Consider the following 12,104-nt stretch of genomic DNA (forward strand, 5'->3'; position numbering starts at 1 on the left):
CCGCTGCTCGCGGCTCCCGGTGTCCCCCCCGTCCCTGCGTTGACGACAGCCCCGGGGCCTATCGCCCCGGCCGTGCCGCCCGCCGCCGCGCCCCTGGTTCCCGCCGGACCGGGAGTCGTCCAGTGAGCAGGCCGGGAGCCAAGAGGCGGCCGCGCGTGCGTGCCACCACGACCGTGCCTGTCACCCAGGGCCGGGCCGCTAACTCCCGCCGGGTCAGAACGGTCGCCGAACCCTCCTCGGGCACATCGTCATTCGTCTACCGCTACCGGGTGGGCAATGCAGTCATCTTCCTGGCGTTGATCGTCGCGGCCGCCCAGTTGTTCAACCTGCAGGTCCCTCGTGCGGCGGGACTGCGGGCTGAGGCCGCCGGTCAGCTGAAGGTCACCGATGTCGAGAAGGCCGTTCGCGGCGCCATTGTCGATCGCAACTTCGACAAGCTGGCGTTCACCACCGAGGCCCGGGCGCTGACGTTCCAGCCCGCCAGGATTCGCAAGCAGCTGACCGAAGCTCGGCAGAAGTCCCCGACGGCGCCCGACCCCGACCAGCGACTGAGTGAGATCGCACGGGACGTCGCCGCCGCACTGAACAACAAGCCGGATGCCCCGACGCTGCTGAGGAAACTACGCAGCAACGAGACCTTCGTGTATCTGGCCCGTGCCGTCGACCCCGGCATCGCGGCCGGAATCACCAAGAAATTCCCCGAAGTCGGCGCCGAGCGTCAGGACCTGCGCCAGTATCCCGGCGGGTCGCTGGCGGCCAATGTCGTCGGCGGCATCGACTGGGACGGCCACGGACTGCTCGGCCTGGAGGACGCCATGGACTCGATGCTGGCCGGCGCCGACGGGTCGGTGACCTACGACCGCGGCTCTGACGGGGTTGTCATCCCGGGCAGTTACCGCAACCGGCACGAGGCCGTCAACGGCGCCACGGTGCAGCTCACTCTCGACGACGACATCCAGTTCTACGTCCAGCAGCAGGTGCAACTGGCCAAGAATGCTTCGGGCGCGCGCAACGTGTCGGCGGTGGTACTGGACGCCAAGACCGCCGAGGTGCTGGCGATGTCCAACGACAACACCTTCGACCCCTCCCAGGACGTCGGCCGCCAGTCCGACAGACAGCTCGGCAACCCCTCGGTGTCGTCGCCGTTCGAGCCCGGTTCGGTCAACAAGATCGTCACCGCCGCGACGGTCATCGAAGACGGACTCTCCAATCCCGACGAGGTGCACTCAGTCCCGGGCTCCATCGGCATGGGCGGAGTCTCGGTCAAGGACGCGTGGGACCACGGCGTCATGCCGTACACCACTACCGGCATCTTCGGAAAGTCCTCCAACGTCGGGACCCTGATGCTGGCGCAGCGGATCGGTCCGCAGCGCTACTACGAGATGCTCGGCAAGTTCGGCCTCGGCCAGCGAACCAACGTCGGCCTGCCGGGAGAGAGCGCGGGCGTGGTGCCGCCGATCGATCAGTGGTCGGGCAGCACATTCTCCAACCTGCCGATCGGGCAGGGGCTTTCGATGACGCTGCTGCAGATGGCTGCGATGTATCAGACCATCGCCAACGACGGCGTACGTATTCCGCCGCGCATCGTCAAGGCCACCATCGCCCCTGACGGGACCCGTACCGAGGAGGCCCAACCCAACGGGATTCAGGTGATCTCGCCGGAGACCGCGCGAACCGTGCGCAACATGTTCCGCGCGGTGGTCCAGCACGATCCGATGGGTTACCAGCAGGGAACCGGCCCGGCGGCCGCCGTCGACGGCTACCAGATCGCCGGTAAGACCGGCACGGCTCAGCAGATCAATCCGGGCTGCGGCTGCTACTACTCTGACGTCTACTGGATCACCTTCGCCGGGATGGCCCCGGCCGACGATCCGCGCTACGTGATCGGCATCATGATGGACAACCCGCAGCGCAATGCCGACGGCACGCCGGGACACTCGGCGGCTCCGCTGTTCCACAACATCGCCGCATGGCTGCTGCAACGGGAGAACGTCCCGCTCTCGCCCGACCCCGGGCCGCCCCTCACGCTGCAGGCCACCTGAGCCGGAAGATCGCTGTCGCTGGGTAGGGTGAGGTGCCGGGCTCCCGCCCGGGCGGGCGGCGGACGGACAGAACCCCACCAGGCCGGAATCGACTGGAGGTGAACGGCATTGACCACCGCCCTGCGCCCCCGAAGTATTCCGGGAGTGTCGCTGGCCGCCCTGGCCGCCAAGGTGGGGGCGCTGCCGGTCGGCGGTGGACCGGTTCCTGACGTCCGGATCGGCGGGGTCACGCTGCGCGGGCAGGACGTCCATGAGGGAGACCTGTTCGCCGCGCTGCCCGGTGCCTCGGTGCACGGCGCCCAGTTCGCGGCCGCGGCGGTCGAGCACGGGGCGGTGGCGGTGCTCACCGACAGCGAGGGCGCGGGTGCGATCAGCCGGCTTCCCGGAACGCCGGTGACGGTTCCCGTGCTGGAGCATCCCTCCCCGCGCTCGGTGCTGGGGATGCTCGCCGCCGAGGTCTACGGTCACCCGTCGGATCGGGTCGTCGTGCTCGGTGTCACCGGGACCTCCGGCAAGACGACGACGGCGTACCTGATCGAGGCCGGGCTGCGTGCGGCCGGGCGCACGGCCGGGCTCATCGGCACGGTCGGGGTCCGCATCGACGGGACCGACGTGCCCAGCAGTCTGACGACCCCCGAAGCCCCGGCGCTCCAGGCGCTGCTGGCACTGATGGCTGAGCGCGGCGTCGACACGGCGGTGATGGAGGTGTCCTCGCACGCACTGGAGCTCGGCCGGGTGGACGGAATACGCTTTGCGGCAGGCGGATTCACCAATCTTTCCCGGGACCATCTCGACTTTCACCCGAGTATGGAGGCGTATTTCGAGGCCAAGTCGAAATTGTTCGATCCGTCCTCACCGGCCCATGCCCGGGTGTGCGTGGTGTGCGTCGACGACGACGCCGGTCAGGCGATGGCGAGGCGAGCCGGCGATGCGGTCACGGTGAGTGCGCGGGGTGTGGCGGCAGACTGGCGCGCCGAGGACATCGCGCAGACCGGCGGGGATCAGGAGTTCACCGCCGTCGATCCGGCCGGCGTGCACCATCGGGTGCGACTCGGTTTGCCGGGTCGCTACAACGTCGCCAACGCGCTACTGGCGCTGGCCATGCTCGACGCGGTCGGCGTCTCGCCCGAACAGGCCGCACCGGGACTGCGCTCGGCGACGGTCCCCGGCCGCCTCGAGGTGGTGCACCGCGGCCAGGACTTCCTCGCGGTGGTCGACTACGCGCACAAGCCCGGAGCGCTGCGCGCGGTGCTGGAGACCGTGCGCGGGCATCCCGGGCATCCTGGACGCCTGGCCGTCGTGCTCGGTGCCGGCGGCGACCGTGACCCCGGCAAGCGGGTACCGATGGGACGGGTCGCGGCTGAACTTGCCGATCTGGTGGTCGTCACCGACGACAATCCGCGCGACGAGGATCCGGCGGCGATCCGGGCGGCTCTGCTCAGTGGCGCGGCCGAAGCGCACCGCGACGGCCCCGTCGAGATCGTCGAGATCGGCGACCGCCGTGCGGCGATCAGCTACGCCGTGCGCTGGGCGCGGCGCGGTGACGTCGTGGTGATCGCCGGCAAGGGGCACGAGACCGGGCAGACCGGGCGCGGACAGACGCTCCCGTTCGACGACCGCGCCGAACTGGCCCTGGCCCTCGACGAGCTGGGAACGCATCCGTGATCGATCTGACGGTGGCGCAGATCGCCGACATCGTCGGCGGCCGGCTTGCCGACATCGATCCGGCGCAGGCGGCGGTCCGTCACGTGCGCGGGAGTGTCGAATTCGACTCCCGTGCCGTGGGTCCCGGCGGGCTGTTCGTCGCGTTGCCCGGAGCGCGAGCCGACGGCCACGAATTCGCCGGCGCGGCCATCCGAGCCGGGGCGGTGGCCGTGCTTTCCGCACGCCCGACCGGTGTTCCGGCGATCGTGGTTCCGCCCGCGACGGCACCCGACGGGCGGGCCGGATTGCTCGCGCACGACAGCGACGGCTCGGCAGCCGCCGTGCTGGCGGCCCTGGCCAGACTCGCCGCGGCAGTCGCCGCCCGGCTGGTGGCCGACGGACTGCGGATCATCGGGATCACCGGGTCTTCGGGCAAGACGTCCACCAAGGACCTGATCGCGGCGGTGCTTCGCCCCCTCGGCGAGGTGGTGGCCCCGCCCGGGTCGTTCAACAACGAACTCGGCCTGCCCTGGACGGTGCTTCAGGCGACTACCGACACCGACTTCCTGGTATTGGAGATGTCAGCGCGCCATCCCGGCAACATCGCGGCGCTGGCCGAGATCGCGCCGCCGTCGATCGCTGTCGTGCTCAACGTCGGCACTGCTCACCTCGGCGAATTCGGTTCGCGCGAGATGATCGCCAAGACGAAAGCCGAACTGGTCCAGGCGGTTCCGCAGTCAGGCGTGGTGGTGCTCAACGCCGACGATCCGGTCGTGGCCGCGATGGCGGGTCAGACCCGGGCACGGGTGGTCACCGCCGGGTGTGCGCTGAGCGCCGACGTACGCGCGGAGAATATCGAACTCGATGCACTGGCCCGCCCGAGCTTCACAGTGCACACCCCGATCGGCTCAGGCCGGGTGTCGCTGGCCGTCCACGGCGCACACCAGGTCGCCAACGCGCTGTGTGCGGCGGCGGTCGGACTCGAATGCGGGGCGTCCGTCGATCAGGTGGCAACCGCACTCGCGGGCGCGGAGCCGGCGTCGCGGCATCGGATGGAGGTCCGGACTCGGGCCGACGGGGTGACCGTCATCAACGACGCCTACAACGCCAACCCCGACTCGATGCGTGCGGGTCTGCAAGCTCTGGCGGTGATGGCCGCGGGCCGGCACCGACGCAGTTGGGCGGTGCTGGGAGAGATGGGCGAACTCGGCGAGGACTCCGTCGCCGAGCACGATCGCATCGGCAGGCTTGCGGTGCGCTTAGATATCAGTCGACTCGTCGTCGTCGGAACCGGGAGGTCCGCCAGCGCCATGCACCATGGGGCGGTGATGGAGGGGTCCTGGGGATCGGAGTCGACGATGGTGCCTGACGCCGACGCCGCGCTCGCGCTGCTGTGCGCCGAACTCGAGCCCGGCGACGTGGTCCTGGTGAAGGCGTCCCACGCGGCCGCGTTGGGGGCACTCGCCGAATCTTTGGCCGATGACCCGGACCGACCGGCCGGGGATGCCGTCCGGTGAAGCTGATCCTCGTCGCGGTCGGCATCGCGCTGTTGGTCTCGATTCTGCTGACGCCGTCGCTGATCCGGCTTTTCACCCGGCAGGGCTTCGGTCAGGAGATCCGGGAGGACGGCCCGCCCAGCCACAGGAACAAGCGCGGCACCCCCTCGATGGGCGGGGTGGCGATCCTCGCCGGGATCTGGGCCGGCTACTTCGGGGCCCACCTGGTCGGCGCGGCTCTCGACGGCGGCGGGCCGTCGGCCTCGGGTCTGTTGGTTCTCGGGCTGGCCACCGCGCTGGGCGCGGTGGGGTTCGTCGACGATCTGATCAAGATCCGCCGGTCGCGCAACCTGGGACTGAACAAGACCGCGAAGACCCTCGGGCAGGTGATCGCGGCGGTGATTTTCGCGGTCCTGGCGCTGCGATTCGGCAATGCCGACGGCCTGACCCCGGCGAGCCCGCAGCTGTCCTACGTGCGCGAGATCGCCACCGTCACCCTGCCCCCGGTGCTGTTCGTCGTGTTCGTCGTCCTGGTGGTCAGCGCCTGGTCGAATGCGGTGAACTTCACCGACGGGCTCGACGGTCTGGCGGCCGGCAGCATGGCCATGGTCAGCGCCGCGTATGTGCTGATCACCTTCTGGCAGTTCCGCAACGCCTGCGCCACCGCGCCCGGGTTGGGCTGCTACAACGTGCGCGACCCGCTGGACCTCGCGCTGATCGCGGCGGCGACCGCCGGGGCGTGCATCGGGTTTCTCTGGTGGAACGCCGCCCCGGCCCGAATCTTCATGGGCGACACCGGGTCCCTGGCGCTGGGCGGCGTGATCGCGGGATTGTCGGTCACCAGCCGAACCGAGGTGCTGGCCATCGTGCTGGGCGCCCTGTTCGTCGCCGAGGTCAGCTCGGTGGTGGTGCAGATCCTGGCGTTTCGGACCACCGGCCGCCGGGTGTTCCGGATGGCGCCCTTCCACCACCACTTCGAACTCCAGGGCTGGGCCGAGACCACGGTGATCGTCCGCTTCTGGTTGCTGACCGCGATCGCCTGCGGTCTGGGGGTCTCGCTGTTCTACAGCGAGTGGCTGTCGGCCGTCGGTGACTGAGGTGACCGCCGAGCTGGCATTGCTGGCGCCGGGGTCGCGCATCCTGGTGGCCGGTGCGGGCATCACCGGGCGGGCGGTTGTCGCCGCGTTGGCGGCCTTCGACGTGGCGGTGGACGTCTGCGACGACGATGCCGCCGCGCGACAGGCGATCGCCGCCTCCGGCGTGGCCACCCTCGAGCCGGCGGCGGCCGCGGCGGGTGCGGACGGCTACGACCTCGTGGTGACCAGCCCGGGCTTCGCCCCGACGGCTCCGGTGATGGTCGCCGCAGCGGCGGCCGGCGTCCCGATCTGGGGCGACGTGGAACTGGCCTGGCGCCTGGATGCCGCGGGCCGTTACGGTCCGCCGCGGCGGTGGCTGGTCGTGACCGGCACCAACGGCAAGACGACGACGACGTCCATGCTGCACGCGATGCTCGTCGCCGACGGCCGCTCGGCGCTGCTGTGCGGCAACATCGGCGAACCGGTCATCGACGTGCTGGCGCGGCCCGCCGACGTGCTGGCCGTGGAGGTGTCGAGTTTCCAGCTGTTCTGGTCGCCGTCGCTGCGGCCGGAAGCCGGAGCCGTGCTCAACGTGGCCGAGGATCACCTCGACTGGCACGGCAGCTTCGCGGCCTATGCCGCGGCGAAGGCCCGGGCCCTGACCGGCCGGGTGGCGGTAGCCGGGCTCGACGATCCGCCGGCCGCCGCGCTGCTGGCTGCGGCTCCGGCGGCGGTCAAGGTCGGATTCCGGCTCGGCGAGCCGGCACCCGGGGAACTCGGCCTCGGCGACGGCACGCTGGTCGACCGGGCGTTCGCGGACGGGCTCGCGTTGGCTCCGGCCGCGGTGATCCCCGTTCCGGGGCCCATCGGAGTGCTCGACGCCCTCGGCGCGGCCGCAATGGCGCGCGCCGTCGGCGTCTCGCCCGCTGCGATCGCCGCGGCGCTGGCGGGGTTCCGGGTCGGACGCCACCGGGCCGAAGAGGTCGCGGTGATCGACGGGGTGCGCTTCGTGGACGACTCGAAGGCGACCAACCCGCATGCCGCCGAGGCCTCGATCCGGGCCTATCCGCGGGTGGTGTGGGTGGCCGGCGGGCTGCTCAAAGGCGCTGCGGTCGCCGACACGGTGGCCAGAGTCGCCGACCGGCTCGCCGGGGTCGTGCTGATCGGGCGGGACCGGGCGGCCTTCGCCGAGGCGTTATCGCGACACGCCCCCGATGTCCCGGTCATCCAGGTTGTGACGCGGGAGGATGCTGGGGTGTATGAGACAGATGTGTCGCGCGAGGTTTCTGGTGGGGATGGTGTACCCGGCTTGACCTGGGCAGACGGGTCCGGACGCCAGGTGATGGCCGCCGCCGTCGCCGCCGCAACCCGACTGGCCGGCCGCGGCGACACGGTCCTGCTGGCGCCGGCCGGCGCGTCCTTCGACCAGTTCAGCGGTTACTCCGACCGCGGTGACGCCTTCGCCGCGGCGGTTCGCGCCACGGCGGGGTAGCGGCTGTGTCCTGGTTGGCGCGGCTGAGGCGCCGCGGCGAAGCGCAGAACGACGACCCGGCAGCCTCACCGTCGCCGAGCGTCGCGGAGAGGTTCGCGCCCTATCGCAGGTTCGGGGCGTGGCTGGCCCGGCCGATGACCTCGTTCCACCTGATGATCGCGATCGCAACCCTGCTGACCACGCTGGGTCTGATCATGGTGCTGTCGGCCTCGGGCGTGCACTCCTACGACCGGGACGGCTCGCCGTGGACGATCTTCGCCCGCCAGGTGCTCTGGGTGGTGATCGGCTTGTTCGGCTGCTGGTTCGCGCTGCGGCTGCCGGTCTGGTTCATGCGCCGCACCGCTTTTTTCGCCTTCGCGGTCACGATCGTGATGCTGGTGTTGGTGCTCATCCCCGGAATCGGCCGGGAGTCCAACGGCACCCGCGGCTGGTTCGTGTTCGGCGGGTTCTCCATGCAGCCCTCGGAGCTGACCAAGATCGCGTTCATCGTCTGGGGTTCGCACCTGCTGGCCGCCCGGCGGATGGAGCGGGCGACCCTGCGCGAGATGCTGATCCCGCTGATTCCCGCCGCGGTGATCGCCCTGGCATTGATCGTGGCCCAGCCCGACCTCGGCCAGACCGTGTCGCTGAGCATCATCCTGCTGGCCCTGCTGTGGTTCGCGGGCCTGCCGCTGAAGGTGTTCGTCAGCTCGGTGCTCGCGGCGGTCGCGGCCGCCGCGGTGCTCACCGTCGCCGAGGGCTACCGGTCTGACCGGGTGCGCTCGTGGCTGGACCCCAACGCCGACGTCCAGGGCTCGGGATATCAGGCCCGGCAGGCCAAGTTCGCGCTGGCCAACGGGGGCGTCTTCGGCGACGGACTGGGCCAGGGCACCGCCAAGTGGAACTACCTGCCCAACGCCCACAACGATTTCATCTTCGCGATCATCGGCGAGGAACTCGGATTCCTCGGGGCGTTCGGGCTACTCGCCCTGTTCGGACTGCTCGGCTACACCGGTATGCGGATCGCCAAACGTTCGGCCGACCCGTTTCTGCGCCTGCTCACCGCCACCGCGACGGCATGGCTGATCGGTCAGGTATCCATCAACGTCGGCTATGTGGTCGGGCTGCTCCCGGTCACCGGCATCCAGTTGCCGCTGATCTCGGCGGGTGGAACCTCAACGGCGACAACGCTGTTCATCGTCGGACTGATGGCCAACGCGGCCCGGCACGAGCCCGACGCGGTGTCGTCGCTGCGGGCCGGCCGGGGGGACCGGGTCAACCGGCTCCTTCGGCTGCCGCTGCCGCAGGCCTACGTGCCGACGCGGGTGGAGGCGCTGCGCGACCGGCTGCGCTCACGGCCGCAGGTCCCCGCCGAGCAGGTCACGAAGGTCAAGCGGACCCGCAAGGCCGCCGAGCCGGCGGACGGTCGCCGGCGGGCGGTCAAAGCCGGGACGGTTCAACAGCCACGTGGCCACTCAGGGCATCATGGAGGCGCCTCCACACAGAGGCGTGCCGACGCGGCGCAGGGTCGCGGCGGTCACGGGACCGGCCGGGCGCGGCGGTCCCGAACACTGGAAGGTCAGCGTTACGGGTGAGCGTCTCGGGCGAGACCCTGTCGGTCGTCCTGGCCGGCGGTGGCACCGCCGGCCATGTCGAACCCGCGATGGCGGTCGCCGACGCGCTGACGGCCCTTCACCCGGCTGTGCGCATCACCGCGCTCGGCACCGCGCGGGGTCTGGAAACCCGGCTGGTCCCTGATCGCGGCTATCGCCTGGAGCTGGTCACCGCCGCGCCCCTTCCCCGTCGGGTGAACGCCGACCTGGTGCGCCTGCCGTGGCGGGTCGGCCGGGCCGTGCGCCAGACCCGCGCGATCCTCGACCGCGTCGACGCCGACGTCGTCGTCGGCTTCGGCGGGTACGTGGCCCTGCCGGCCTACCTGGCCGCTCGTCCGGGACTGGTGCATCGGGTCGGCGTGCCGGTCGTCGTGCACGAGGCCAATGCCCGGGCCGGGCTGGCGAACCGGGTCGGCGCCCGCATCGCCCGGCGGGTGCTTGCCGCCGTTCCCGATTGCGGACTGCGCGACGCCGAGGTGGTGGGCATGCCACTGCGGGCGTCGATCACCGGCCTGGACCGGGCGGCGCTGCGCGCGCAGGCGCGCAGCCACTTCGGTTTCGACCAGGACGCCCGGGTGTTGCTGGTCTTCGGCGGCTCGCAGGGAGCCGTCTCGATCAACCGGGCGGTGTCGGCGGCCGCCGCCGATCTGGCCGCCGCGGGTGTGTCCGTGCTGCACGCGCACGGACCGAAGAACACCCTGCAGCTGCCCGTCCCGAGGCCGGGCGACCCGCCCTACGTCGCCCTGCCCTACCTGGACCGGATGGACCTCGCCTACGCCGCGGCGGACCTGGCGATCTGCCGGTCGGGGGCGATGACCGTCGCCGAGGTGTCGGCGGTCGGCCTGCCGGCGGTCTACGTGCCGCTGCCGATCGGCAACGGCGAACAGCGGCTCAACGCCCTGCCGGTGGTCGACGCCGGCGGGGGTGTGCTCGTCGCCGACGCGGATCTGACGCCCGGCTTCGTCGCCGCGCAGGTGGCGCGACTGCTCGCCGACGCCCCCGGATTGGCCGCCATGACCGCCGCGGCGGCGCGGGCGGGACACCGCGACGCGGCCCGCCGGGTGGCCGAGGTCGTCCTCGACGTCGCGGGGGCGGCCCGGGCCGAGCGGGTCCGGCGGTGAGCGCCGCCCGGGCGTTGCCGCCCGAACTGCAGCGGGTGCACATGGTGGGCATCGGCGGGGCGGGCATGTCGGGCATCGCGCGCATCCTGCTCGACCGGGGCGGTCAGGTGTCGGGCTCGGATGCCAAGGAGTCGCGCGGGGTGGTGGCGCTGCGCGCCCGGGGTGCGCTGGTCAGCATCGGCCACGACGCGGGGAACCTCGACCTGCTGCCCGGCGGCCCGACCGTCGTGGTCACCACCCACGCGGCGATTCCCAAGACGAACCCCGAGTTGGTCGAGGCGCACCGGCGCGCCGTCCCGGTGCTGCTGCGCCCGGCGGTGCTGGCCAAGCTGATGGCCGGCCAGCGCACCCTGATGGTCACCGGCACGCACGGCAAGACCACGACGACCTCGATGCTCACCGTCGCCCTGCAGCACTGCGGGTTCGACCCCTCCTTTGCGGTGGGCGGTGAGTTGGGCGAGGCCGGAACCAACGCCCATCACGGCAGCGGGCAGGTGTTCGTCGCCGAAGCCGACGAGAGTGACGGCTCGCTGCTCGAGTACACCCCGGACGTCGCTGTCGTCACCAACATCGAGGCCGATCACCTTGACTACTACGGAAGCGCGCAGTCCTACCGCGCGGTCTTCGACGCGTTCGTCGAGCGACTCTCACCCGGTGGAGCGCTGGTGGTCTGCACCGACGACCCGGGCGCGGCGGCCCTGGCCGAACGCAGCGCCGCGAGGGGGGTTCGGGTGCAGCGCTACGGCAGCGGCCCGGCCGATGATCTGGCCGGGGCGTTGATCAGCTGGGAACAGCACGGAACCGGTGCGGTGGCCCACATCCAGCTGGCCGGGGAAAGCCAACCCCGCGCCATGCGGCTGTCGGTGCCCGGCCGCCACATGGCGCTCAATGCGCTCGGTGCGGTGCTGGCCGCCGTCGAGGCGGGTGCCCCGGTGGACACGGTGCTCGACGGTCTGGCCGGATTCGAAGGCGTGCGGCGGCGTTTCGAACTCGTCGGCGTGGCCGGGGGAGTGCGGGTCTTCGACGACTACGCCCATCACCCGACCGAGGTCCGGGCGGCGTTGACCGCGCTGCACGCCCTCGCGGGGCAGGACCGCACCGGGCACTCGACCGTCACCGGCGGCCGCAGCATCGTGGTGTTCCAGCCGCACCTGTATTCGCGCACGAAGACCTTCGCGCACGAGTTCGGCGAGGCGCTGGATCTGGCGGACGAGGTGTTCGTGCTCGACGTCTACGCCGCCCGCGAGCAACCGCTGCCCGGGGTCAGCGGGGCGACGGTGGCCGAACACGTCTCGGTGCCGGTGCACTATGTGCGGGACTTCTCGGCGGTCGCCGCCCGGGTCGCGGCGGCGGCGCGGCCCGGCGACGTCGTCGTCACGATGGGGGCCGGCGATGTGACACTGCTCGGCCCGGAGATCGTCTCCGCGCTGCGGGCCAGAGCCGATCAGGCCGGGGACACACCGGGACTCGCGCCGTGAGCGAGACCCCCGAGACCCCCGAGACGGGGGCGCACCCCGAGGCGGCAGATACCGAAAATCCCGATATCGGCGAGTCCGCTGAGTCCGCTGAGCCGACTGAGCCCACTGAGCCGACTGAGCCCCCCGAGCCCCCCGAGCCCGCCCCGGAGGAACCCGCCGACAC

Annotated in this window: 8 protein-coding genes; all 8 read left to right on the forward strand. The window is 71.5% G+C overall.

All coding sequences use genetic code 11. The features are described from left to right. Positions 1 to 2,042: peptidoglycan D,D-transpeptidase FtsI family protein (locus ACKOB8_RS11170; protein WP_526377285.1), on the forward strand; the 2,042-nt coding region annotated here is incomplete at its 5' end. Between the two features lie 108 nt (positions 2,043 to 2,150). Further along, entirely contained in the window at positions 2,151 to 3,707 is a 1,557-nt protein-coding gene (locus ACKOB8_RS11175) for a UDP-N-acetylmuramoyl-L-alanyl-D-glutamate--2,6-diaminopimelate ligase (RefSeq protein WP_526377286.1), read from the forward strand. Then, on the forward strand, positions 3,704 to 5,203 hold the full coding sequence (locus tag ACKOB8_RS11180; protein ID WP_526377287.1) for a UDP-N-acetylmuramoyl-tripeptide--D-alanyl-D-alanine ligase: 1,500 nt from the start codon (positions 3,704 to 3,706) through the stop codon (positions 5,201 to 5,203). Before ACKOB8_RS11175 ends, ACKOB8_RS11180 begins: the two co-directional genes overlap by 4 nt. Continuing rightward, positions 5,200 to 6,279: a phospho-N-acetylmuramoyl-pentapeptide-transferase gene (gene mraY, locus ACKOB8_RS11185; protein WP_526377288.1), complete on the forward strand. Its 1,080-nt coding sequence runs from the start codon at positions 5,200 to 5,202 to the stop codon at positions 6,277 to 6,279. The genes ACKOB8_RS11180 and mraY overlap by 4 nt, the downstream gene beginning before the upstream one ends. Next, the gene (murD, locus tag ACKOB8_RS11190) at positions 6,272 to 7,750 is read left to right on the forward strand and encodes a UDP-N-acetylmuramoyl-L-alanine--D-glutamate ligase (protein WP_526377289.1); all 1,479 of its coding nucleotides are present in this window, start codon (positions 6,272 to 6,274) and stop codon (positions 7,748 to 7,750) included. The genes mraY and murD overlap by 8 nt, the downstream gene beginning before the upstream one ends. 5 nt (positions 7,751 to 7,755) lie before the next feature. Then, positions 7,756 to 9,324 (forward strand): putative lipid II flippase FtsW, encoded by a 1,569-nt coding sequence (gene ftsW / locus ACKOB8_RS11195; RefSeq protein WP_526377290.1) that lies wholly within the window; start codon positions 7,756 to 7,758, stop codon positions 9,322 to 9,324. Beyond that, entirely contained in the window at positions 9,321 to 10,463 is a 1,143-nt protein-coding gene (gene murG / locus ACKOB8_RS11200) for an undecaprenyldiphospho-muramoylpentapeptide beta-N-acetylglucosaminyltransferase (protein WP_526377291.1), read from the forward strand. The genes ftsW and murG overlap by 4 nt, the downstream gene beginning before the upstream one ends. Positions 10,464 to 10,504: 41 nt before the next feature. Beyond that, entirely contained in the window at positions 10,505 to 11,941 is a 1,437-nt protein-coding gene (gene murC / locus ACKOB8_RS11205; RefSeq protein ID WP_526377292.1) for a UDP-N-acetylmuramate--L-alanine ligase, read from the forward strand. The last annotated feature ends 163 nt before the right edge of the window (positions 11,942 to 12,104 follow it).

Origin of the sequence: Mycobacterium sp., from assembly GCF_046091765.1 — a bacterium.
Taxonomy (GTDB): Bacteria; Actinomycetota; Actinomycetes; order Mycobacteriales; family Mycobacteriaceae; genus Mycobacterium.